This window comes from Rathayibacter rhapontici (assembly GCF_001995175.1).
Classification (GTDB): domain Bacteria; phylum Actinomycetota; class Actinomycetes; order Actinomycetales; family Microbacteriaceae; genus Rathayibacter.
The window spans coordinates 1-22,347 of record NZ_MUKN01000009.1; the positions used below are offsets into that span (position 1 = coordinate 1).

Sequence of the window (22,347 nt, forward strand, 5' to 3'; positions counted from 1 at the left end):
GGCGAGCGGCCGGGCGGCGTCGCTGCGCCCCTCCTCCTTCAGGGCGACCACCAGGCGGCGGACCACGCCCGCGTAGGGCGCCCCGGAGGCGACGGCGAGCGGGCGCTCGGACGGCCCGAGGAGGCGCACCGGGGGCATCGGAAGGCCGGCGAGGGCCTCGGCGCAGTCGTCGCACGGGACGCGCACCACCGGTCGCCCGCAAGCGGGGCAGTCGACCGGGAGGAGGACCGCCAGGGCATCGAGGAGGGAGTCGCGGAGCATGCGCCGAGCATGACCGGCCGCGCACCGGCAGGACGCGCCGAGGGGCGGGGCCGGTCGCGCGACGTCCTGGGGAGGAGCCTCAGGACCCCATGCCGGTCTGGGTCGCGAGGAGCCGGACGTCCGTCGCGATCGTCTGCCACGCGGAGCCGCGCTGCTGGCGGAGCTCCCCGCCCGCGGCGAGGATCCGGATCTGCGTGGTCGCGTTGCCGGCCGCGATCTGCGTCGCCCCGCTCGTCGTCCCCAGGGGCGTCGCTCCTCCGCCGAGCTGATGGAGGGTGACGACGTCCTCGCCCGTGGAGCCCCGGACGACCGAGACCACGTCGAGCTCGTCGGTCCAGCCCGCAGTGACGGCGGTACCGAGGGTCGAGGCGAGCACGACGGGCTCGCCGACGGCCACCGGATCGCCGGTGCCCGAGCGCGAGATCCCGGCCACGAGGACGGACGCCTGCTCCCCGTCCTGGACCAGGGCGAGCATCCGGGTGCCGTCCCGCGAGACCGAGAGCGAGGCGATCGTCTCGATCTCGGACCACGCCGTCGCGATCTGGAACGAGTCCGACCCGTCGGGCGAGTAGGCGACGAGCTGGTTCGGCGCCGCCGACGGCACCGACCAGACGTAGCCGAAGGGGTCGATCGCCGGCGCGGTCAGCCCGGCCCGGGCGTCCAGGAGGACGTCGGGCTGATCCGGCGCGACCAGCGAGACCCCTGCGGCCGAGAGCACCGCGGCGGCGGCCTCGGAGTCGGCGCCCCGCTGCTCGCCGAGTGCGACGGCCCGCGGGGAGAGCGCGCGCACCCGGTCGGACACGGCCGTCTCAGTGAGGCCCGCCGAGCCGAGGAAGCCGAAGGACTCGTCCGTGAGGACCAGCGGGCGGGTGTCGACCCGCGGACTGATCGGCAGTCCGCTCACCTCGACCGGCACCTCGATCGGGTTCTGCTCGACCGAGAGGGTCACGCCGGTCACGTTCGAGACCGAGCCGAGGCTGCGGCCGAGCTGGAGCCGCATGAGCCGCCACTGGCGCTCGTCGGCCTCGAGAGCGGCCGAGTTCAGGTCCACCACGGCCTGCTGCGATTCGACAGGGACGGTCTCGGCGGCGAGCGCCGTGCCGGTCGGGAACGCGGAGGCGACGGCGCCGGAGTCGCTCAGCCAGGGCGTCGGGCCGCGGAGCAGCTCCGTGACGATCGTGGTGCTCGTCGAGCTGTCGGCGCGGGACGCGAACCAGCGGAGGTCCGGCACGAGGTAGGTGTAGGACGGATCGAAGAAGTAGAGCGCGTGGGTCGAGAAGACCTGCTCGAAGGTGGTGCGGTCGATGACGACGCCGCTGGGAGGCGCGCTGATGCGCCACTCCCCCTCCTCCTGCACGAAGCCGTAGTCCAGGCTCAGCGCCGTCGTCGACGAGACCTCGCTGTAGACGCCCGTCGCGTCGACCTCGGCGACCGGCGTGATCGACAGGGTCAGCGTCGACGCCGACTGCTGCGCGGGCGAGCGCTGCCCCTCGTCGACCGTGACGTGCTCGCTCGGCGTCCAGTCGGCACCGGAGGAGAGGAACTCGCGCGCGATCTTGTAGTTGTTCTGCGGGCTGGACGCGGCGTCGATGAACCCGGTGAGGATCTCGCGCTGCGAGGCGCCCGCCGCCGGCCCGGAGGGCAGGAAGTCGTACTGCAGGTCCTGGGGCGCGGCGTCCGGCTGCCCGACCCCCACATCGCCGTCGCGCGGGATCCCTGCGCAGCCGACGAGCGCGAGCAGCAGGGCCGCGGTCCCGGCGAGCGCCCGGAGCTCCGCCGGCTCACGGCACGGCCTCGGGCAGCGGCGGCATCACGATCGGGCCGGTGAAGGCCTGCTCCCCCGCGTCCACGGGTGGGAGCGGCAGCGGAGAGGACTCGATCCGCTCTCCCCGGCGGCGCGGGATGGTGAGGCGGAAGCACGCGCCGCGATCGGGCATCGACCACACCTGCAGCCAGCCGTGGTGCAGCGCGGTGTCCTCCTGGGCGATGGACATGCCCAGCCCCGTCCCGCCCAGGGTGCGCTTGCGGGAGGGGTCCGCGCGCCAGAACCGGTCGAAGACCCGCACGACCTCCTCCGAGCTCATCCCGTGCCCGTAGTCGCGGACAGCCAGGGCGACCGCCGTCGCGTTGCTGTCGACCGTGACGACGATCTCGCGGCCGTCGCCGTGCTCGATCGCGTTGCCGAGGAGGTTGCGGACGATGCGGCGGATGCGGCGCGCGTCCATGTCGGCGTCGAAGTAGCCGCCGGGCGCGGACAGGGTGAGGACGGAGCCGTTGGCCTCGGCGATGCCGCGCATCCCGTCGATCTCCTCGCTCGCCAGGCGCACCAGGTTCACCGGCTCGAGCTCGAGCTCGGCGGACCCGGCGTCGTGCCGCGAGATCTCGAGGAGGTCGGCGAGCAGGCTCTCGAAGCGCGCGATCTGGCCGTGCAGCAGCTCGACCGTGCGCTCGGCGACGGGCGGGAAGCCCTCGCGCTGGTCGTAGAGGACGTCGCCCGCGAGCTTCATCGTCGTGAGCGGCGTGCGCAGCTCGTGCGAGACGTCCGAGACGAACCGCTGCTGGACGCGGCTCAGCGTGGCGAGCTCGCTGATCTGCTCCTGCAGGCTGTCGGCCATCCCGTTGAAGGAGCGGGCGAGCGTCGCGATCACGTCCTCGCCCTTCTCCGGTATCCGCACGTCCACGTCGCCGGCGGCGAGCCGCTGGCTCGTCAGCGCCGCGACGCGCACGGGAGCGACCACCAGACGCACGACGACGTAGCTCACGGCTCCGATCAGCAGGATCAGCAGGAGCCCGGCGATGTTCAGCACCTGCTGCACGAACTGCAGGGTGCGCTCGGCGTCGGCGAGCGAGTAGCCGATGTAGAGCTCGTACCGCCCGGCGGAGCTGGGCAGCTCGAGGGTCGAGCCGACCAGGATGCCGGGCTGCTCCTCCCCGTCCGCATCCAGCGTCACGGACTGCCAGTACTGCCCCTCGGAGCCGGCCTGCACGCGCTCGCGCAGGTCGGGGCTGATGACGCGTCCTGCAGCTCGCGGTTGTAGATGTCCTGCGGCGCGAGCGAGGACGGCTGCTGGTCCGGGGATCGGACGATCGCGATGAGCGCGGAGGACGAGGCGTCCCGGATCGCGGTGCGGACCGAGCTCATCACCTCCTCCATGTCCTGCCGGGTCGAGACCGTGGCGGCGTCGAGGTAGCCCTGCGCGGCACGGGTGGCGCGGGAGGTGTCCCCCGTGACCTGGGTCAGCCGCGACTGGAAGAGGTTGTCGCCGATGCTGTACGACAGGTACGCGCCGGTCGAGCCGATCGCCACTCCGCTCAGCAGCACCGTGATCGCGACCGCGCGGAACTGCAGCGAGCGCCTCCAGGCCCGCAGCACGCGTCGGGGCCACCGGCGGACGCCGGCGACCGGGAAGCGGCGCGCGAGGGACACGGTCAGGCCGGCAGGACGGCGCCGGCGCGGTAGCCGACGCCGCGCACGGTCATCACGATCCGGGGGTCGTCCGGATCCTTCTCGACCTTCGCGCGCAGACGCTGCACGTGCACGTTCACGAGGCGGGTGTCGGCCTTGTAGTGGTAGCCCCACACCTGCTCGAGCAGCATCTCGCGGGTGAAGACCTGCTGCGGCTTCGAGGCCAGCGCGAGGAGGAGGTCGAACTCGAGCGGGGTCAGGCCGATGCGGGTGTCGCCGCGGCGCACCTCGTGACCGGCGACGTCCAGGCTCAGATCGCCCACCTGGAGCACCGCGTTCGCCGCGACCTGCGCGGGCCGCAGACGAGTCTTGATCCGCGCGACGAGCTCCTTCGGGTCGAAGGGCTTCACCATGTAGTCGTCCGCACCGGACTCGAGGCCCTGCACGACGTCCGAGGTGTCGGACTTGGCGGTGAGCATGATGATCGGAACCCCGGACTCGGCGCGGACCGCCCGGCACACCTCGATGCCGTCCATGCCCGGGAGCATCAGGTCGAGCAGGAGGAGGTCGGGACGCGACCGGCGGAACGCCTCCACGGCGCCGGAGCCGTCGGCGCAGAAGGAGACGTCGTAGTCCTCCGCCCGCAGCACGATGCCGATCATCTCGGCCAGGGCCGCATCGTCGTCGACCACCAGAATGCGCGCGCTCATCAGCCTGTCTTCCTCGTCCTCTTCTCGCGCTCACCCCCCTGGGCACCCGCGGATGTGCTCCAGGCTAACCGAGTCCGCCCGCGGTTCGGCCGGACGCCGGGCGGGAGGCGCGGACGGGCCTGTGACAGCATGGGAGGGATGACCGACGCAGCTCACTGGCCACCGCCCGCGGAGCCCTCCGACCCGGCCTCCGCGCAGGACGCTCCCGGCCCGGGGACGGGCGCGCCGCTCCCTCCCGCTCCGGTCTCTCCGGCGGCGTGGACGCCCGTCGGTCCGGGGCGGCCGGCGGCCGCTCCGAGCGGCTGGACCCCGCCTCCGCGTCCCGGGCTCGTCCCCCTGCGCCCGCTCGGCTTCGGCACGCTCCTCGGCGCCCCCTTCCAGGTGCTGCGCCGCAGCCCGCGCACCACCCTCGGCGTCGCCCTCCTCCTCCAGGGCGTCGGCTCGGTGCTCGCCCTCGTGATCTACGGAGTCGTCGCCCTCCTCGCCCTCGGCCGGATCGACCAGGCGGACGTCGCCGATCGCGATGCGGTCGGGGCGGGCGCGTCGCGATCGTGATCCTGGCCGCGCTCATCCCGCTCGGCGTCTCGCTCGCCACGGGAGCCTGGTGCAGGGCGTCGTGGTGCTCGAGGTGTCGCGCGCCGTGCTGGGCGAGCGCCCCACTCTCAAGCAGCTGCTGGGCCGCCTCCGGGGCCGCTTCTGGGCGCTGGTCGGCTGGACGGTGCTCCAGGGCGTCGGGCTGATGCTGCTCGTCCTGGTCGCGGTCGCCGTGGCGGTGCCGCTGTTCGTCGTCGGCGCCCAGGACGCGGGGGCCGGCGCGATCGTCGGCGGGGTCCTCGTGCTGCTCTTCGCCGGGGCGGCGGCGACCGCTCTCGGAGTCTGGCTCGGCACGAAGCTCGCCCTCGTGCCGAGCCTCATCGTCGTCGAGCGCCTGCCGCTGCGCCGGGCCGTCGCGCGGTCGTGGGGGCTCGTGACGGGCGGGTTCTGGCGGACCTTCGGCGCGCTGGCGCTGATGCTCCTCATCGTGCAGGTCGCCGGGCAGGTCGTCGCCACTCCGCTCAGCCTGCTGGTGCCGATCGGCGGAGCGCTGATCGCCCCGACGGACCCGAACGCGCAGATCGTCGCGTCCGTGGTCGTCACGCTGCTCTCGCTCGCCGTCGGACTGGTGATCGGCGCGGTGGGCACGGTGCTGCAGGCCGCGGTCACCGGACTCGCGTACCTCGATCGCCGGATGCGGCGGGAGGGCTTCGACCTCGTGCTGATGCGGCACGTCGAGGACCGCGCCGCCGGCCTCGCCGGCCCCGACCCCTTCCCCGCCCCGGAGCGGGCACCGCGGTGATCCGCGCCGTCCTCGCCGCGGCCCCCCTCGATCCCGACGCCCGCGAGGCCCGCCGCCTCCTGCTCGAGGAGCTGGCGGACCCGCGCTACCGCGCCGCGGAGCCGAGCTGGTTCGACCGCGCGGTGCAGGCGGTCCGCGACTGGTTCACGTCCCTCAGCGTCCCGACCGACGGACCGGCCGTCCCGATCGCGGCGGTGATCGGGGTCCTCGTGATCCTGGCGCTCGTGGTCACCGCCCTGATGGTCGCGGGCCGCCCGAGTCTGCGGCGCCGCAGCTCGGTGCGCGGAGCGGTCCTCGCGGAGGACGACGGCCGCTCGGCCGACGAGCTCCGCGCGCTGGCCGAGGCAGCGGCCGCCCACGGCGACTGGGACGAGGCGGTGATCGAGCGCTTCCGGGCGCTCGTGCGCGCCCTCGACGAGCGGACGCTCGTGCGCGCCTCCCCCGGCACGACCGCGCACGGCTTCGCCCGGCGCGCCCAGGCGGTGTTCCCCGCCGCCGCGGAGCCCCTGCGACGCGCGGCGGACGACTTCGACGGCGTGCGGTACCTCGGCCGCCGCGGCGGCACCGACGACTACGCGCGCATCCGCTCGCTCGACGACTCGCTCGCCCGGGAGGCCGCGCCCCTCGACGCGCTCTCGAGCGCAGGAGACCGGCGGTGAGCACGACCGACACGGTCTCGACGCCCACCGTCGGCGCGCTGCTGCGCCGCGGGCGCCTCTGGGCCGTGCTCCTCGCCCTCGTCGCCGTCGGGACCCTCCTGCTCGTGGTCGCCACGGGCGCGCCGTCCCTCGCTCCGGACCTCGACCCCGACAGCGCCGCTCCTGACGGTGCGCGCGCCGTGGCGCAGGTGCTCCGCGAGCAGGGCGTCGACGTCGTCCGGGCGGACGGCCTCGAGGACGCGGTCGCCGCGGCCGGCCCGGGCGCGACCGTGCTCGTCGACGACTCCGACGCGGTGCTCGACGTCGAGCAGTACGCGGACCTCGAGGACGCCTCCGCCGCGATCGTCCTCGTGCAGCCGACCGGCGACGCCCTCGAGGCGCTCCTGCCGGGCGCCGCCTTCGCCGGAGCCCCTCTCGACGGCGGCGACCTCGACGCGGACTGCAGCGTCCCCGCCGCCGCGCGCGCCGGGAGCATCCCCTCGGGAGGGCAGACCTACCGGATCCTCGACGGCGGGGCGATCGGCTGCTTCCCCTCGGGCGACGGCGCCTACGCCCTGGTCTCGGGCACGAGCCCCGAAGGAGCGGACGTCGCGGTCGTGGGCGACGCGGACCTCTTCCGCAACAGCACCGTCGACGAGGGCGGCCGGGCCGCGCTCGCGCTGAACCTCCTCGGCGCCCGCGACCGCCTCGTCTGGTACCGCGTCGGCGTCGACGACCTGCGCGGCGAGACGGCCGTCGACCCCGCCGATCTCGTTCCCGGCTGGGTCACGCCCGCGATCCTCCTCCTCCTCGGCGTCGGCGTCGCCGCGGCGGTCTGGCGCGGCCGGCGCTTCGGCCCGCTCGCCGTCGAGCCGCTGCCCGTCGTCGTGCACGCCAGCGAGACGGCTCGCGGTCGCGCGCGCCTCTACGCCCGCGGAGGGACGCGGTTGCGCGCCCTCGACGCGCTCCGCATCGGCACCCTGCGGCGGCTCGCCTCGATGCTCGGGCTGTCCGCGTCCGCCGGGGTCGACGAGATCGTGACGGGAGCCGCCGACCTCCTCGGCCGGGACCCCCTCGCCCTGCGCCGCCTGCTCGTCGACGACGCGCCCGCGGACGACCGCGCGCTCGTCGCCGCCTCCGACGACCTCCTCCGCCTCGAGAGCGCCGTGCGCGCCGCCCTCGCTCCGACTCCGCACCCCGCCCGACGACAGGAAGGCCCCCTCCGATGACCGACACCTCCCTCCCGCCGATCGCCGACGACGAGCTGCGCGGCGAGCTCGACCGCGTCCGCACCGAGGTCGGCCGCGCCGTCGTCGGTCAGGACGGCGCCGTCTCGGGTCTGCTCATCGCCCTGCTCGCGGGCGGCCACGTGCTGCTCGAGGGCGTCCCCGGAGTCGCGAAGACGCTGCTCGTGCGCGCCCTGTCGCTCTCGCTCGGACTCGACACGCGGCGCGTGCAGTTCACCCCCGACCTGATGCCCGGCGACATCACCGGCTCGCTGGTCTACGACGCCTCCACCTCCGGCTTCTCGTTCCGCGAGGGCCCCGTCTTCACGAACCTCCTGCTGGCCGACGAGATCAACCGCACGCCTCCCAAGACCCAGGCCGCTCTGCTCGAGGCGATGGAGGAGCGGCAGGTGAGCGTCGACGGGCGGACCCTCGCGCTGCCCGATCCCTTCCTCGTCGCCGCCACCCAGAACCCCGTCGAGTACGAGGGCACCTACGCGCTGCCGGAGGCGCAGCTCGACCGCTTCCTGCTCAAGCTCGTCCTCGAGATCCCGCCGCGCGAGGTCGAGGTGGAGGTCCTCGCCCGGCACGCCGTCGGCTTCGACCCGCGCGACCTGGCCGCGGCCGGCGTGCACCCGGTGCTCGACGCCGGTCGCCTGCGCGCCGCTCAGGAGTCGGTCCGCCGCGTCGGGGCCGGTCCCGACGTGCTGGGCTACATCGTCGACATCGCCCGCGCCACGCGGGAGAGCCCGAGCGTGAAGCTCGGGGTGAGCCCGCGCGGATCGACGGCGCTCCTGGCGGCCTCGCGCGCCTGGGCCTGGCTCAACGGCTACGGGTCCATCACGCCGGACCACGTGCAGGCGATGGTCCTGCCGGTCCTGCGCCACCGGATCCAGCTGCAGCCGGAGGCCGAGCTCGAGGGCGTGCGCACCGAGGCCGTCCTCGGCGGCATCCTGCAGCAGGTCCGGGTCCCGGTCTGACCCGTGCACCTCACCGGGCGCTCCGTCCTCGTCCTCCTCGTCGGCCTCGTGCCCGTCGTCCTGCTCGGCGGCAGCGCGCAGACCGCCGCCGCCGTGCTCGCGCTCTGGCTGCTCGCCTGGTGCGTCCTGGTCGGCATCGACCTCGCCGTGGCGGGATCGCCGCGAGCGGTCGTCCTCGAGCGGAGCGTCCCCGACCGGGTCCGGCTCGGCGAGCGCGCCGAGGCGGAGCTGCTGATCACGAACACGGGCCGGCGCCGCATCACGGGCGTCGTCCGCGACGCCTGGGAGCCGTCCGCGGGGGCGCTGCGCACGCGCACCGCCCTCCGACTGCCTCCGGGCGAGCGCCGCGCGATCACGACCGTGCTCGAGCCGCGCAGGCGCGGCGAGCGCCGGGCGCTGCACGTCACCGTCCGCTCGAACGGGGTCCTGGGCCTCGCCGGCCGCCAGGCGACGCGCTCGCGCCCGCGATCGTGCGGGTGCTCCCCCCGTTCCGCTCCCGCCGCCACCTGCCCTCGCGCCTCGCCCGGCTGCGCGAGCTCGAGGGCCGCACGAGCGTCATGATCCGCGGGCAGGGCACCGAGTTCGACAGTCTCCGCGAGTACGTCCGCGGCGACGACGTCCGCTCCCTCGACTGGAGGGCCACCGCCCGCCGTCGCGAGCCCGTCGTGCGGACCTGGCGACCGGAGCGCGACCGCCGCGTGGTCGTCGTGCTCGACACCGGTCGCACCTCCGCGGCCCGCATCGCGGACGAGCCGCGGCTGGACACCGCGATCGAGGCCGCGCTGCTGCTCTCGGCTCTCGCCGCCGGCGCCGGTGACCGGATCGACGTGCTCGCGTTCGACCGCGCCCGTCGGGCCCGCGTGCACGGCGCCACCGGCAGCGAGGTGCTCAGCCGAGTCGTCGACGCCCTGACCCCCGTGCAGCCCCAGCTGATCGAGACCGACTGGTCGGCGGTGCCCGCGCAGGTGCGCGCCCTGGTCTCGCAGCGCTCGCTCGTCGTCCTCCTGACCGCGCTCGACTCGGTCGGGGCGTCGGAGGGCCTGCTCGCGGTCCTCCCGCAGCTCACCCGCACCCACACGGTCGTCGTGGCGTGCGCGGTGGATCCCGAGCTCGTCGAGATGGCGGCCGACCGGAGCGACCGCGCTGCCGTGTACACCGCGGCGGCGGCCGAGCGCGCGCTCAGCGACGCGGAGCGGCTGTCGGCCGCCGTCCGCCGTCTCGGCGGCGACGTCGTGCTCGGCACTCCGGAGAAGCTGCCCCCCGCCCTCGCCGACCGCTACCTCGCGCTCAAGGCCGCCGGCCGGCTCTGAGCCGGGATCAGGCGTCGGCGATGCTCCGGGAGCCCCCGGCCGAGCGGTCGAGGTCGCCGGTCTCGCCCGCTCGCGCCGCGCGTCCGCCCAGCACGACCATGTAGGCGAGGAAGGCGAGCAGTGCCGCCGAGCCGATGCCGATCTTGACGAACCACGGCCACGGCGCGGGCGTGACGAAACCCTCGATGACCCCGGCGACGAACAGCACGAAGACCAGTCCGATCGCGACCGTGAACAGGCTCCGCGCGTCCTCGGCCAGCGCCTGCCCGCGCGTGCGCGCGCCCGGGGCGATCCAGGCCCAGAAGATGCGCAGGCCCGCGGCCGCCGCGACGAACACCGCGGTCAGCTCGAGCTGCCCGTGCGGGGCGATGTAGAGGAAGAAGGTGTCGCCCTCGCCGTAGTGGAACATGACCGCGATGGAGGTGCCGAGGTTCTGCGCGTTCTGCAGGAGGATGTACGGCACGTAGACCCCGACGATCCCGAAGGCGACGCACTGCGCCGCGATCCACGCGTTGTTGGTCCAGACCTGGCCGGCGAAGGACGCGGCCGGGTTCTCGGAGTAGTAGTCGACGAAGTCGTCCTCGGCGAAGCGCCTCAGCTGCTCGTCGTCCCCGAGCGAGGCCAGCAGCCGGGCGTCGCCGAGGATCCACACCGCGAACAGGGTGGAGATCAGGGCCGTGGCGAGCGCCACCGCGAGCGTCAGCCAGCGGAGCCGGTGCAGCGCCGCCGGGAGCGTCACGACGGCGAAGCGGGAGATCGCCGCCAGCGGATCCTCTCCCGTCCCCGTGAGCCGGCCCCGCGCTCGGGACAGCGAGACCGCGAGCCGGGCACCCGTGGCGGTCGATCCGGCCGTCGAGGCGATCGCGGCGAGATCGGCGGAGGCGGACTGGTACCGCTCCACGAGCTCGTCCGCCTCGTCGCCGGTCAGCCTGCGCTTGCGCGAGAGCTCGTCCAGGCGGCGCCAGTGCTCCGCGCGAGCGGCCGAGAGAGCGTCGATGTCCATCTGTTTAGATGATAGCCATGGGCACCGATCGGGCGGACGGCGACGAAGGCCTGATCACCGGCGAGGCGATCGCCCTCGAGGTGCCCGTCACGTCCTTCGTCCTCCGCGCGTGCGGGGCGATCATCGACCTGGTCGCCGAGATCCTGCTCGCGCTCCTGCTCTTCTCCCTGGTCTCCGTCCTCGCGGGCGAGGGCGGTCTCGATCCCTCCGCCTCCGCGGCCGTCGGCATCGCCGCCCTCGTGACCTCCCTCGTCCTGGTCCCGGTCGCCGTCGAGACGGCACCCGCGGACGCTCGCTCGGCAAGCTCGCCGTCGGCGCGAGGGTCGTGCGCGACGACGGCGGTGCGATCTCGTTCCGCCACGCCCTCGTGCGCGGGCTGACCGCCGTGCTCGAGATCGTGATGACGGCGGGCGGGCTGGCCGCGGTCGTCGGGCTGCTCTCGCGCCGCTCCCGCCGTCTCGGCGACGTGCTCGCCGGCACCCACAGCCAGCTCGAGCGCGTGCCCGCGATCGCTCCGCTCCAGGCCGAGGTCCCGGCGCCGCTCCTCGGCTGGGCGGCGACGGCCGACGTCGCCCGTCTGCCCGACGCCCTCGCGCGCCGTCTCGCCCAGTTCCTCCGGCAGCGCGGCGGCATGACCGAGCCGTCCCGCTCGCGGCTGGCCGCCTCCCTCGCCCACGAGGCGTCCGCCTTCGTGTCGCCGGTGCCCGCGGCTCCCGCCGAGGACTTCCTCCTCGCGGTCGCCGCGCTGCGCCGCGCGCGCGAGGAGCGCGCCCTCCGGCTCGCGGCCGACCGGCTCGAGCGGCTGTCGCCCGTGCTGTCCGCGGCGCCCCGGGGCTTCCCGGCCCGCCCGGATCAGCCCCCGGTCGACGGCTCGCGGTAGCGGATCACGCTCCAGCCGACCGGCACCGAGAGCCGCTGGTCGTGCTCCTCGCACAGGTCGTACCCGTGCGGATCGGGCGCGGGGCTGAGCGGGCCGACCGCGACGAGCGAGTCGCGGTAGTCGTAGGTCAGGGTGACGACCGACGGGGCGCTGCAGCCCGTCCGCGAGCACTGCCGTCCGTTCATCGCGCCCACAGTAGCAATAGGCTGGAGGCATGCCCCGCGCTCGTCGTTCCACCGCCCGCCAGGCGGCATCGGCCCGGGGCGGCTCCCGCGACAGGCACGGTCGCGGCATCCGCGGCCCGGTCACCGGACCCCACCTGCCCCTCCTGCAGACGCGGACGGACTTCTTCGAGCTGACGGTCGGCTCCGCCATCGACTACCTCCGCGGTGCGTGGCCGGACGAGCTCGCGGGCATCCGCGTCGACGTCGCGGCGACCCCCGACGTCGATCCGGCGCGACTGGCGGGCACCGGGATCGCCCGGTGGCGGGTCGATCACGCCGAGCGCCGCATCACGCTCTACCGCGTCCCGATCGAGCGCCTGGCCAAGCTGCACCGCCGCGACGACCAGCATCAGCGGCTGCTCATCGAGAGCTACGTGTTCCGCGCCGTGGCGGAGCTGCTCGGCCGCGATCCGTGGGACATCTCCCCGGACCGCTTCCGCCACCTCTAGACGGCGTCCCCGGGTCCTCGGGTGAACAGGTCCCCGCGTGCTCCGCACGCGAGATCGTGATCGACACGCCCTAGTGCGAGTACACCGTGATCGGCGACGAGAGCGGTCCGGGCGGCACGATCGGGTAGGCCGCGATCCTCCCGTCGCTCGCGATCGACACCGAGGCCTGCAGGGGCTGGTCGCTCGAGACGACGAGCTGATCGATGCCCTGATCGACGGTGACGGAGGAGTACGGTCCGATCTCGACGGTGCGCGAGCCGGACGCGGCGTCGAGCACGACCGAGGCGGTCGTGTCGCTCGCGTTCGCGAGGTGCAGGCGCGCACCGGGCTCGCCCGTGCTCGCCACTCCGAACGGCGCCGACACCGAGGTGCCGGAGGAGAACCAGGCGTAGTCGGTGCCGGCCGCTCCGGTCGACGTGGTGCGACCCGCGGCGACGACGGGCTCGTTCGAGTTCAGGGTGATCCGGTAGGAGCCCTCGGCGAGCCCCGACAGCGGCACTTCGCCGACCCGGCCCGCCGGCACCACGACCTGCGTCGACGTGCCCGCTCCGCTGGGGTCCTCGTTCGCCACCTCGATCGAGACGGTGCTGTCCGCGTCGCCGGGGGCGAGGATGCGCAGCACGGGGCTGCCCGCTCCGCCCGAGCCGTCGTCGCTCGACGTCTCGGCGGGAGGCGAGGCGATGCGGTAGCCCGAGATGACGGTCAGCGTCGACGGAGAGGCGGACGGTGCGGTGGTCTCGATGCCGACCGGGGTCAGACCGGAGATGGCGGTGCTCTGCAGGCTCGCGGCGATCTCCCCGCCTCGTGCGGTCATGCGCACCACGGGCTGCACGACGTCCGGTGCGAGACCGGCGAGGGGCAGCGCGCGGACCGTGCCGGCCGGGACGACGATGCCGGACGCGCCCGTCGCCTCGAGGGGCCCGTTCTCCCCGTAGAGGGCCAGATCGACGGTGGCCGCGACCTCGCTCGCGTTGGCGAGCACGAGGACGGAGGTCGAGCCGATGTCGGTCGATCCGCCGACGATCCAGCTGTCGGCCGACGGCTCGGAGCAGCCCAGGGCGCTGAGCCCGGACACCGTGTCGTTCGCGATCGACTGCGTGGTCGCACCGCCCGGGACGGGCTCGGACTCCGCAGGGACGAGGAGACCCGTCACCCCGCTCCCGGGCGCCGCGAGATCGGGCTCGTCGAGGACGGTGGAGCTCTGGACGACGCCGTCGGGCCAGACGAAGCTCCCCGAGCCGTCGAAGGCGCGGAGCTCCTCCGGTTGGGTCGCGTCGATGAGGTCGCCGCCGCAGACGAGGGTGCTGTCGGCGGCCACGGGCGTGACGACGACGCCGTCGGCGGTCCGTGTCGCGGCGGGCAGCGGCAGCAGCTGGGGCAGGACGACCGCGGTCACCGCGAGGAGGACGCCGCCGACGCCCACCGCGGTGCGCAGGGCGCTGCGGCGTCGGCGGGCGGCGGACGCGCGGCGATCGCGGGGCGGTCTCGGCACCGCCGTCGCGACGGAGCCGGTCGTGGCGGCCCGTTCCCGGCCGGCCGAGCCGGCGCGAGCGCTCCTGCGGTCGGCGCGGGAGGACCGGGCCGGGGGCGGGGTGACGGCGGGCATGCTCTTCTCCTGGTCGCGGGGGTCAGACATCGTCGGTCCCGTCGTCGAACTGGCCGGTGGCCTCACCCGGCTCGTCGTCGATGCCGGCCACGGGGGCACCCGAGCGGGCCCGCTCGAGCGAGAGCCCGGTCGGCACCGCCAGCAGGACCGCGACGAGGAGGATGAGCAGGAGGCCGGCGGTGTAGGCGATGCCGAACGGCCCGACGACGTCCTGCGGAGCGGCCTCCGCCCGGCCGCCCTCCGGGTCGACGGCGCTCCAGAGCAGGCCGTAGCGCGTGTCGCCGACGGCCGAGAACGCGGCGTTGCCGTCGAGCGAGACCGCGGCGCGGGCGCGGACGGCCGATGCGGCGTCTCCGGCGTCCTCGCTGCTCGCCTCGGTGAGGACCACGAACCGCACGCCGAGCTCGTCGAGCGCCGTCCCCACGTCGTAGCCGCTGCGCGACACGAGGTTGCCCGCGAGCTCGTCGATCTCGTCGGTGCTCTCGGCTCCCGTCGCCGCGAGGGTCGACTGCTGGTCGAGCGTCGCTCCGGCGCCGCGCTCGAGGCGCGCGAGGATCCCGCCGTCGGCCTGCGGCACCAGCACGATCGTGCCCACCCGGGGGTCGTTCCGGGCCTCGGCGGCCACGTAGGCCGGCAGCGAGCGGTCGGTGGTGCTGGCGATGGACGACTGCCCCTGGGGGAAGGCGAGGGCGAACGGGCCCACCGCGAGCGCGGCGGCGACCGAGACCACGATCGCGGGCACCAGGCGGAAGGAGGGCAGGGCGCCGAGCGAGAGCGAGAAGCCGATCACCAGCCCGAGCCAGTAGAGGCTGAGCGGCGATCCGCTCCACACCGCGACGGGCTCCGATCCGGCGGTCGAGACCTGGATCCCCTGCGCGAGGGAGGCGGTGAGGAGCCCGGCCGCGGCGACTCCCACGCCGCCCAGGGCGGACAGGTTGTTGGGCAGGAGGAGGGAGGCGAGGGCGGACACGATCAGCGGCAGCACGAGCACGGCCGTCGCGAGCGGTGCGGCGGCCTCGGTGATCCCGATCCCCGCGAGCAGTTCGATCCAGCCGTCGGTCAGGGCCGAGGGCACCCCCGCGAGCAGCGAGAAGAGGTCGCGCGCGCCGAGGGGAGCGGGACTCCGGGGTCGGCGAGGACCGCGAACCAGTCGCCGCGCGGCGCGTGGGCCACGACCAGGGGGAACAGGAGGGCGGCCGCGGGGATCGGCAGACCGGCGAAGCGCCCCACGCGCCGGCCGGACGTGGCGAGGATCACGATCCAGATCGCCAGGAGCGGCAGGGACAGGATCGGCGCGCACGCCACGACGGCCGCGGCCAGGAGCGACGCCGTGGCGGACGCCGACCAGGAGCGGTAGGCACCGAAGCCCGCGAAGAACAGCCAGGGCAGCAGCACGTGCACCAGGATCGGTCCGGGGCGCCCGTCGGACTGCGCGGCGGCGAACGCGGGAGCGAGGATCCAGACGAGCGCTCCGAAGGCCCGGGCGAGCGGGCGGGGCGTGATCCGGGCGATCATGAGCCAGGCGCCCATCGCGGCGAGCGGGAACGCGGTCAGGTAGAGCAGCACCATCGCGTAGCTGGGCGACCAGAAGGTCAGCGAGCCGAGGACGGCGAGGACTCCGGCGAAGGGATCGGCCGCTCCGATGAATCCGGAGCCGAGGTCGCGCCATCCGTACGCCGCGTTGCGCCACAGCTCGCCGACCGTCGGCGACAGGGTCAGCAGACCGCCGCCGCTGAGGGCCGGAGCGGCGATCAGCGGGGTGTAGACGATCAGGCCCGCCAGCGCCGCGACGAGGACGACCCACACTCCCCCGCTCTGGAAGAAGTGCAGCGGGTGGCGGTCGCGACCGGCCTGCACCCGCACCGCGTCGTGCCGCACGGAGCGCAGCTGCCGCACGGTGTCGAGCGGGATCCGCAGCGGGGCGATCGACTTCCAGCCGACGTTCTTGGACGAGCGGAGGATCCTGCGCGCGCGGAGCACCTTCGTGCCGCCGAAGGCCACGACGACGGCCGCGAGCAGCTCGCCCCCGACGAGTCCGGGCTGCTTGCGCAGCAGCCGGACAACCGCCCGGCCGACGGCGAGCGGCACGAGCGAGAGCCAGTGCAGGACGAGGAGCGCCACGGGCGCGTAGGCCAGGCGGCGGTGCAGCTGAGCGGTGCGGTGCTGGCGCGCCCGGCGGCGCTCGCCTCCGTCGATGCGGCGGCCGTCCGGACGCTGCAGGCCGATGCGGGCGGTCGTGACCCGCGCGTCCGGCACCCGGCTGACGCGGTGCCCGGCGAGGCGGGTGCGGATCGAGAAGTCGAGGGCGTCGTCGACGACCGGCAGCCCCGGATCGAAGCCGCCGAGCTCCTCCCAGAGGCTGTGGCGCACCAGCATGCCGCCCGCGGCGACGGAGAGGACGTCGGGATTGGCGTCGTGCTGCCCCTGGTCGAGCTCGTCCTCGAGAGGTGGACCGTGGTGCCGTAGTTGGTGATCGACTCGCCGTAGCTGCGGATGTAGCCCGACCGCGTCCAGTCCATGACCTTGGGGCCCGCGACCGCCACCGAGGGAGCGACCTCGACAGCGCCCAGGAGCGCGGCGAGCGCGCCGGGCTCGGGCGCGGAGTCCTGCGCGAGCAGCCAGAGCCACTCGTCCTCGCCCGCCGGGGGCTGCATGACCCGGACGGCGCGCGCCACGGCCTGGCCGAACGGGAGGTTCTCGGCGACCTGCACCAGCTGCGAGGGGCCCCAGGCGGCGAGCAGCTCCCCCGTGGTGTCCTTCGATCCCCCGTCGACGAAGACGGTGGCGTCGGGCTGCCGGGTCTGGGCTCGGAGCGCCGCGAGGGTGCGTTCCAGATACGCGGCGCCGTTGCGCGCGACGAGGACGGCGGTTACTCGGGGATACATCGCGGACCACCCTAGGCGATGGCGGCGGAGCACTCACCGGCGGCTCGCCGCCCCGCCGGGAGGGCGCGGGCCGAGCGCGCCGAGGTCGGGACGCTCCTAGGCGCGGCGGCGGAGCTTGCGGCGCTCGCGCTCGGAGAGGCCGCCCCAGATGCCGAAGCGCTCGTCGTTCTCGAGGGCGTACTCGAGGCACTGCGAGCGCACTTCGCACGAGGTGCAGATCTTCTTCGCATCGCGCGTCGAGCCGCCCTTCTCGGGGAAGAACGCCTCGGGGTCGGTCTGAGCGCAGAGCGAGTCGGCCTGCCAGGACAGGGCGCCGCCGGGCGCCTCGGTCTCGGAGTCGAGCCCGGGACGGACACCGGGGACGCCGAGGCGCACCGGGTCGACGAACCAGTCCTCGGGGACCCCTGCGCGGCCGGCCGCCCCGCGGAGCTCACCGGGGGCGTGCTGACCGCCGCGTCCGGGGAAGGTGCTGCCGGGCTCCGAGACTCCGCGTCCTGAGACGCTGTCGGGAATTGCCATGCCGTCTCCTACCCCGCCGGTTCCGATGATCGGCGACCCGCTCCTCCCGGAGGCGCCGCCCACGTAATTACACCGGTGTCATTCGCGAAGGTCAAGTCGCAGACTGTAAACCCTCAACAACCCGTGGAGGGTTCACGACACTCCGGCGTGTCGCAAGCGTGACGCCGGAGTGCCGCTCGTCAGGCGGTCGCGGCGCTCCGGGCGCGCCAGGCGCTGTCGACCATGTCGGACAGCGAGTGGCGCATCTCCCAGCCGAGGTCCCGGCCCGCTCGCTCGCCCGAGGCGACGATGCGCGGCGGGTCTCCCGGACGGCGCGGCGCGGTCTCGGGCTCGAACGCGATCCCGGTGGTGCGAGCGATCGCGCGCATGATCTCGCCGACCGAGGCGCCGTCGCCGCTGCCGAGGTTGTACACCGGGTCGATCGGCTCGCCGGCCGCGAGGTGGCGGGCCGCGGCGACGTGGGCGAGCGCGAGATCGGCGACGTGGATGTAGTCGCGGACGCAGGTGCCGTCGGGCGTGGGGTAGTCGGTGCCGTAGATCTTCGGCGTGCGACCGGCCAGTAGCGCCTCGAACACGAGCGGGAAGAGGTTGTGCGGGCTGGTGTCGTAGACGTCCGGGTATCCGGAGCCGACGACGTTGAAGTAGCGGAGGGAGGCGTGCCGGACGCCCCAGGCGCGTCCCGCGTCGGCGAGCAGCCACTCGCCGATGAGCTTGGTCTCGCCGTACGGCGACTCCGGGCTCTTCGGGGTCTCCTCCGTGACGATGTCGACGTCGACCGCGCCGTACACCGCCGCGCTGGAGGAGAAGACGATCGACGAGACGCCCGCGCGCTCCATCGCCGCGAGCACGCGGAGGGTGCCCGTGACGTTCTGCTCGTACGTGTGCAGCGGCCTCTGCACCGAGACCCCGGCGTACTTGAAGCCGGCGACGTGCACGACGCCCTCGATCGGGTGCTCCGCGAAGACGCGGTCCAGCAGAGCCTCGTCGAGGATCGATCCGCGGTGGAAGGGGATCCCCTCCGGCACGAACGAGTCGTGCCCCGACGACAGGTCGTCCAGGACGACCGGCTCGATGCCCTGCTCGGCGAACGCGCGCACGACGTGCGCTCCGATGTACCCGGCTCCCCCGGTGACCAGCCATGCCATGTGCGACTCCCTCGATCGTCGGCGGCCCTGCTCGGCGCCGTCGCTACTTTAGCGGCGGCACCGGACCGCGCCGCTCTGGCGGGATCTGCTCGCCCCGCGATATCCTGCCGCCGTGCTCCGCTCCGTCGCCCTCGTCGCCCTGCCCGGTCTCGCCCCGTTCGAGTTCGGGGTCGTCTGCGAGGTGTTCGGCATCGACCGCACCGCCCAGGGCGGGCCCGCGTTCGACCTGCGCATCGTCACCGCGGATCCGGGGCCGGTCACCACGAGCCTGGGCTTCGACATGGTCGTCGAGCACGGCCTCGCCGCCGCCGAGGACGCGGATCTCCTCGCGATCCCGGCCCTCCCGCGCGGACCGGTGGACGAGCGCGTGCTCGACCTCCTCCGGCGGGCGCACGCCCGGGGCGCGTGGATCCTCAGCGTCTGCAGCGGGGCCTTCGTGCTCGCCCAGTCGGGGATCCTCGACGGCCGACGCGCCACGACGCACTGGATGCACACCGACGAGCTCGCCGAGCGGTTCCCGTCCGTCCGGGTCGACCCGGACGTCCTCTTCGTGCAGGAGGGCCGCATCGTCACCAGCGCGGGAACCGCCGCGGGGATCGACGCCTGCCTGCACATCGTGCGGGAGGAGTGGGGCGCCGCCGCCGCCAACGTGGTCGCCCGCAGGATGGTCGTGCCGCCGCAGCGCCACGGCGGCCAGGCGCAGTACATCCGCACCCCGATCCCGGAGGCCCGGGCCGACTCGTTCGCGGAGGTCACCGAGTGGATGCTCGACAACCTCGACCAGGAGCTCACCGTCGAGACCCTGGCGCGGCGCGCGCTGATGTCGCCCCGCACCTTCGCGCGGCGGTTCCGGGCCGACCTCGGCACCACTCCGCTCGCCTGGCTGAACCGCCAGCGCCTGCTGCGCGCGCAGCAGCTGCTCGAGGAGACCGATCTCACCCTCGAGACGATCGCGGGGCGGGTCGGGTTCGGCACGGCGGCGGTCATGCGCCACCACTTCGTGCGCGTGCTGCAGACGACGCCCGCGGCCTACCGCCGGACGTTCGCGTGCGCCGAGGCGTCCTGAGCCGCCCCGCGGGCGGTCGGACGGCTACTGCGCGGCGACGAAGAGGGTTCCGCGGCCGCTGACCGAGAGGGTCCCCTCGGACGGCGTGACGAAGACGCTGCCTCCGCGCTCGACGCGCGTCCGGCCCTCCGCGCCCTCGAGCACGAAGGATCCCGCGGTGGCGATCGCGATGGCCGGGCCGCGCAGCCCCAGCTCCACGGCGTCCTCCGACACCGGCTCCACGACCGCGAGCACGAAGTCCGGCACGTCGGGCCGGTAGACCCGGACCCCGGGCGCGACCTCCTGCGCGGGGAGGTAGGGCACCGGCAGCGGCGAGAACTCGAGCACGTCGACGAGCTCGGGCACGTCGATGTGCTTGGGCGTCAGTCCTCCGCGCAGCACGTTGTCGGACGCCGCCATCAGCTCGACGCCGGTGCCGTGCAGGTACGCGTGGATGTTCCCCGCGGGCAGGTAGAGCACCTCTCCGCGCGCGAGCCGCACCCGGTTCAGCAGGAGCGACAGCACGATGCCCGGATCGCCCGGGTAGCTCTCGGCGAGGTCGCCGACGGTGCGGGTCTCGAGGCGGTCGTCCCCGTCGGCGGCCCGCACGACGGCGTCGACGAGAGCCGCCACCTCGCTGCGGTCGCCGTCCGCGAGCAGCCACGACACCGCACGGCGGAGCACCTGCTCGGCGTCGCCGTCGAGAGTGGCGGTGAACGCGCGGATCGCGGCGCCCTGCTGCTCGGGGGCGCGCTCGGCGAGCTCCTCGAGCAGCGCCGCCGCCTGCGCGGGATCGCGGAAACCGCACAGCGCGTCGAAGCTCTCGGTGAGCGCGTAGATCAGCTCCGGCTTGTGGAACGGGTCCTTGTAGTTGCGGTCCGCCGCATCGCGCGCGATGCCGGCCTCGTCCTCCTCGACGAAGCGGCGCTGCGCCGTCTCGGCCGAGGGGTGCGCCTGCAGCGAGAGCGGCCCGCCCGCGGCGAGGATCTTCAGCAGGAACGGCAGGCGCGGAGCACCGGAGACGGGGTCGGCCGAGCCGTGCGATCCGGCGAGCGCCGCCTCCGGCTCCCGCGCGATCCAGTCCGCGAGGGTGGCCGCGCCGACCGCGGGGTCGAGGATCCGCGACGGCGACCCGGGGTGCGCCCCGAGCCACAGCTCCGCCTCGGGGCGGCCGGACGCCGAGGTGCCGAGTGCGTCCGAGATGCCGGTGAGCGACCCCCAGGCGTAGTCGCGGGGGGTGTTGCCGATCGGGATGAACACGGGCCGGGCCTTTCCGTCCGGGGAGCAGGGAGGAGCCGCGCGAGTACCGGACCCTGCCGGGGCCGCTCCGCCCCGACGGTAGCAGGATCCACAACGGCGACCGCTGGTGGCGGGGCTCCCCTTGGCGCTCCCCTCCACCGATCGTGCCGCCGTGGGCCCGCGTTCGTACGCTGGCACCAGCCGCGTCGCCGCTGCTGGACGGCTGCGGCGGTCCGGCTCGAACGAGGGAGCGACGGAGCACATGGACAGCACGATCTTCGAGACGCTGACGGCCGACTTCTACGGCTTCGCCGGGGGTCTCTCCCCGGCCGAGAAGGACCTCCTCGCGGGCCTGCGCGCCTTCCTCGAGGAGCAGGTGCGCCCGATCGCCGACGACTTCTGGGAGCGCGCCGAGTTCCCGCGGCACCTCGTGCCGGGGATCCACGCGACGGGCGCCGTCGGCCTCTCGTGGCCCGAGACGCGCGCGATCGAGAACTCGGCGTCTTCCGCGGCTGGGTCGCTCTCGAGCTCGGCCGGGTCGACGCGGGCATCGCCACCTACGTGGGCGTGCAGAACGGACTGGTGATGGGCACCGTCGGCGTGACCGGGTCGGACGAGCAGCGCGCCGAGTGGCTCCCCCGGCTCGCGTCGGGCGAGGTCATCGGAGCCTTCGGCCTGACCGAGCCCCACTCCGGGTCGGACTCCGCCCAGGGACTGCGCACCACCGCCCGTCGCGACGGCGACGACTGGATCCTCGACGGCGCGAAGCGCTGGATCGGCAACGCGACGTTCAGCGACGTCACCGTGATCTGGGCCAAGGACACCGCCGACGGGCAGGTCAAGGGCTTCCTCGTGCCGACGACGACGCCGGGCTACCGCGCCACGGCGATCGCCCGCAAGCAGAGCCTGCGCACGATCCAGAACGCGGACATCGTCCTCGAGGGCGTGCGCGTGCCGGAGTCGCTCCGCCTGCAGAACGCGGACTCCTTCCGCGACACCGCGAAGATCCTCCGGCTCACCCGGGCCGAAGTGGCCTGGCAGGCGATCGGAGTCGCCATCGGCGCCTACGACGCGGCCCTGCGGTACGCCCGCGAGCGCGTCCAGTTCGGCAAGCCCCTCGTCGGCCACCAGCTCGTGCAGGACCTCCTCGTCAAGAGCATCGGCAACATCACCGCGAGCATCGCCCTGGCCACCCGGGTCTCCGAGATGCTCGACGCCGGCGAGCAGCGCGACGAGCACTCCGCGCTCGCCAAGGCCTACACGACGGCGCGCATGCGCGAGACCGTCGCGTGGTGCCGGGAGGTGATGGGCGGCAACGGCATCGTGCTCGACTACGGGGTCGCCCGGTTCTTCGCCGACGCGGAGGCCCTGTACTCCTACGAGGGGACGCGCGAGATGAACACCCTGATCGTCGGCCGCGCGATCACCGGCACGGCGGCGTTCGTCTGAGCCGGAGCGACGCGACCGCTCTCTAGACTGATCGCC

Annotated in this window: 21 protein-coding genes and 4 pseudogenes; 11 read left to right on the plus strand and 14 right to left on the minus strand. The window is 74.5% G+C overall.

From position 1 onward, the window contains the following. The 5 genes and pseudogenes from B0T42_RS19095 to mtrA form a co-directional block, all read right to left on the minus strand. Positions 1-261, minus strand: a pseudogene (locus B0T42_RS19095) (ComF family protein); the annotation flags it as partial. A 79-nt stretch (positions 262-340) separates the two neighbouring features. Beyond that, entirely contained in the window at positions 341-1,957 is a 1,617-nt protein-coding gene (locus tag B0T42_RS04300) for an LpqB family beta-propeller domain-containing protein (protein WP_077222080.1), read from the minus strand. A gap of 85 nt (positions 1,958-2,042) precedes the next feature. Beyond that, positions 2,043-3,248 carry an MtrAB system histidine kinase MtrB gene (gene mtrB / locus B0T42_RS04305; protein WP_269087495.1) on the minus strand — a complete coding sequence of 402 codons (1,206 nt, stop codon included), beginning with the start codon at positions 3,246-3,248 and terminating at the stop codon, positions 2,043-2,045. Next, entirely contained in the window at positions 3,209-3,688 is a 480-nt protein-coding gene (locus B0T42_RS21015; RefSeq protein WP_236720108.1) for a hypothetical protein, read from the minus strand. The genes mtrB and B0T42_RS21015 overlap by 40 nt, the downstream gene beginning before the upstream one ends. A gap of 2 nt (positions 3,689-3,690) precedes the next feature. Then, entirely contained in the window at positions 3,691-4,377 is a 687-nt protein-coding gene (gene mtrA / locus B0T42_RS04310; protein WP_077222081.1) for an MtrAB system response regulator MtrA, read from the minus strand. A 138-nt stretch (positions 4,378-4,515) separates the two neighbouring features. On the opposite strand from mtrA, the gene B0T42_RS04315 reads away from it, so the two are divergent. From B0T42_RS04315 to B0T42_RS04340, 6 genes and pseudogenes are all read left to right on the plus strand, one after another. Further along, entirely contained in the window at positions 4,516-4,932 is a 417-nt protein-coding gene (locus B0T42_RS04315) for a hypothetical protein (RefSeq protein ID WP_077222082.1), read from the plus strand. 49 nt (positions 4,933-4,981) lie between these two features. Next, the gene (locus B0T42_RS04320) at positions 4,982-5,713 is read left to right on the plus strand and encodes a DUF7847 domain-containing protein (RefSeq protein ID WP_077222083.1); all 732 of its coding nucleotides are present in this window, start codon (positions 4,982-4,984) and stop codon (positions 5,711-5,713) included. After that, the gene (locus B0T42_RS04325) at positions 5,710-6,372 is read left to right on the plus strand and encodes a DUF4129 domain-containing protein (protein WP_077222084.1); all 663 of its coding nucleotides are present in this window, start codon (positions 5,710-5,712) and stop codon (positions 6,370-6,372) included. Before B0T42_RS04320 ends, B0T42_RS04325 begins: the two co-directional genes overlap by 4 nt. Further along, entirely contained in the window at positions 6,369-7,580 is a 1,212-nt protein-coding gene (locus B0T42_RS04330) for a DUF4350 domain-containing protein (protein WP_077222085.1), read from the plus strand. The genes B0T42_RS04325 and B0T42_RS04330 overlap by 4 nt, the downstream gene beginning before the upstream one ends. Next, a complete protein-coding gene (locus B0T42_RS04335) occupies positions 7,577-8,557 on the plus strand; it encodes an AAA family ATPase (RefSeq protein ID WP_077222086.1) in 981 nt (326 codons plus the stop codon). The genes B0T42_RS04330 and B0T42_RS04335 overlap by 4 nt, the downstream gene beginning before the upstream one ends. A 3-nt stretch (positions 8,558-8,560) precedes the next feature. After that, positions 8,561-9,867 (plus strand): annotated as a pseudogene (locus B0T42_RS04340) (DUF58 domain-containing protein). Positions 9,868-9,874: 7 nt separating this feature from the next. Here B0T42_RS04340 and B0T42_RS04345 read toward each other — a convergent pair. Further along, the gene (locus B0T42_RS04345) at positions 9,875-10,870 is read right to left on the minus strand and encodes a stage II sporulation protein M (RefSeq protein ID WP_077222087.1); all 996 of its coding nucleotides are present in this window, start codon (positions 10,868-10,870) and stop codon (positions 9,875-9,877) included. Between the two features lie 17 nt (positions 10,871-10,887). On the opposite strand from B0T42_RS04345, the gene B0T42_RS22215 reads away from it, so the two are divergent. Together B0T42_RS22215 and B0T42_RS22220 are read left to right on the plus strand one after the other, a co-directional pair. Next, positions 10,888-11,250 carry a hypothetical protein gene (locus B0T42_RS22215; protein ID WP_342418201.1) on the plus strand — a complete coding sequence of 121 codons (363 nt, stop codon included), beginning with the start codon at positions 10,888-10,890 and terminating at the stop codon, positions 11,248-11,250. Further along, positions 11,196-11,750: an RDD family protein gene (locus B0T42_RS22220; RefSeq protein WP_342418202.1), complete on the plus strand. Its 555-nt coding sequence runs from the start codon at positions 11,196-11,198 to the stop codon at positions 11,748-11,750. Before B0T42_RS22215 ends, B0T42_RS22220 begins: the two co-directional genes overlap by 55 nt. Here B0T42_RS22220 and B0T42_RS04355 read toward each other — a convergent pair. Then, the gene (locus tag B0T42_RS04355) at positions 11,723-11,935 is read right to left on the minus strand and encodes a DUF3499 family protein (RefSeq protein ID WP_077222132.1); all 213 of its coding nucleotides are present in this window, start codon (positions 11,933-11,935) and stop codon (positions 11,723-11,725) included. The two genes, B0T42_RS22220 and B0T42_RS04355, sit on opposite strands and share 28 nt — an antisense overlap. 29 nt (positions 11,936-11,964) lie before the next feature. Here B0T42_RS04355 and B0T42_RS04360 point away from each other — a divergent pair, with 29 nt between their 5' ends. Continuing rightward, positions 11,965-12,423 carry a metallopeptidase family protein gene (locus tag B0T42_RS04360; protein ID WP_077222088.1) on the plus strand — a complete coding sequence of 153 codons (459 nt, stop codon included), beginning with the start codon at positions 11,965-11,967 and terminating at the stop codon, positions 12,421-12,423. A 70-nt stretch (positions 12,424-12,493) separates the two neighbouring features. Here the strand turns inward: B0T42_RS04360 and B0T42_RS04365 are convergent, their stop codons facing one another. The 6 genes and pseudogenes from B0T42_RS04365 to galE all read right to left on the minus strand — a co-directional run bounded on the left by B0T42_RS04365 (position 12,494) and on the right by galE (position 18,578). Then, positions 12,494-14,029: a DUF5719 family protein gene (locus B0T42_RS04365; RefSeq protein ID WP_077222089.1), complete on the minus strand. Its 1,536-nt coding sequence runs from the start codon at positions 14,027-14,029 to the stop codon at positions 12,494-12,496. 22 nt (positions 14,030-14,051) lie between these two features. After that, positions 14,052-15,104, minus strand: coding sequence for a hypothetical protein (locus B0T42_RS04370; RefSeq protein ID WP_077222090.1), 1,053 nt, complete (start codon positions 15,102-15,104; stop codon positions 14,052-14,054). Beyond that, positions 15,089-16,405 carry a glycosyltransferase family 2 protein gene (locus B0T42_RS21020; RefSeq protein WP_236720109.1) on the minus strand — a complete coding sequence of 439 codons (1,317 nt, stop codon included), beginning with the start codon at positions 16,403-16,405 and terminating at the stop codon, positions 15,089-15,091. Before B0T42_RS21020 ends, B0T42_RS04370 begins: the two co-directional genes overlap by 16 nt. 116 nt (positions 16,406-16,521) lie before the next feature. Next, positions 16,522-16,914: pseudogene (locus B0T42_RS22585) on the minus strand (glycosyltransferase family 2 protein); the annotation flags it as partial. Between the two features lie 96 nt (positions 16,915-17,010). Then, entirely contained in the window at positions 17,011-17,289 is a 279-nt protein-coding gene (locus tag B0T42_RS20440) for a WhiB family transcriptional regulator (protein ID WP_274703330.1), read from the minus strand. 323 nt (positions 17,290-17,612) lie between these two features. Beyond that, on the minus strand, positions 17,613-18,578 hold the full coding sequence (gene galE, locus B0T42_RS04385; RefSeq protein ID WP_077222092.1) for a UDP-glucose 4-epimerase GalE: 966 nt from the start codon (positions 18,576-18,578) through the stop codon (positions 17,613-17,615). Between the two features lie 112 nt (positions 18,579-18,690). On the opposite strand from galE, the gene B0T42_RS04390 reads away from it, so the two are divergent. Further along, entirely contained in the window at positions 18,691-19,644 is a 954-nt protein-coding gene (locus B0T42_RS04390; protein ID WP_077222093.1) for a GlxA family transcriptional regulator, read from the plus strand. A gap of 24 nt (positions 19,645-19,668) precedes the next feature. On the opposite strand, the gene manA is transcribed toward B0T42_RS04390, so the two are convergent. Next, the gene (gene manA, locus B0T42_RS04395; protein WP_077222094.1) at positions 19,669-20,883 is read right to left on the minus strand and encodes a mannose-6-phosphate isomerase, class I; all 1,215 of its coding nucleotides are present in this window, start codon (positions 20,881-20,883) and stop codon (positions 19,669-19,671) included. A gap of 241 nt (positions 20,884-21,124) precedes the next feature. Between manA and B0T42_RS04400 the strand changes: the two are divergent. After that, positions 21,125-22,311: pseudogene (locus B0T42_RS04400) on the plus strand (acyl-CoA dehydrogenase family protein). Positions 22,312-22,347 lie beyond the last annotated feature (36 nt).

Bases quoted from the DNA above. Each gene is read 5' to 3' on its own strand.
- mtrA (WP_077222081.1), bottom strand. From the start codon at position 4,377: ATGAGCGCGCGCATTCTGGTGGTCGACGACGATGCGGCCCTGGCCGAG.
- B0T42_RS04315 (WP_077222082.1), top strand. From the start codon at position 4,516: ATGACCGACGCAGCTCACTGGCCACCGCCCGCGGAGCCCTCCGACCCG.
- B0T42_RS04335 (WP_077222086.1), top strand. From the start codon at position 7,577: ATGACCGACACCTCCCTCCCGCCGATCGCCGACGACGAGCTGCGCGGC.
- B0T42_RS04345 (WP_077222087.1), bottom strand. From the start codon at position 10,870: ATGGACATCGACGCTCTCTCGGCCGCTCGCGCGGAGCACTGGCGCCGC.
- B0T42_RS22215 (WP_342418201.1), top strand. From the start codon at position 10,888: ATGGGCACCGATCGGGCGGACGGCGACGAAGGCCTGATCACCGGCGAG.
- B0T42_RS04355 (WP_077222132.1), bottom strand. From the start codon at position 11,935: ATGAACGGACGGCAGTGCTCGCGGACGGGCTGCAGCGCCCCGTCGGTC.
- B0T42_RS04360 (WP_077222088.1), top strand. From the start codon at position 11,965: ATGCCCCGCGCTCGTCGTTCCACCGCCCGCCAGGCGGCATCGGCCCGG.
- B0T42_RS04365 (WP_077222089.1), bottom strand. From the start codon at position 14,029: ATGCCCGCCGTCACCCCGCCCCCGGCCCGGTCCTCCCGCGCCGACCGC.
- B0T42_RS21020 (WP_236720109.1), bottom strand. From the start codon at position 16,405: ATGCTGGTGCGCCACAGCCTCTGGGAGGAGCTCGGCGGCTTCGATCCG.
- galE (WP_077222092.1), bottom strand. From the start codon at position 18,578: ATGGCATGGCTGGTCACCGGGGGAGCCGGGTACATCGGAGCGCACGTC.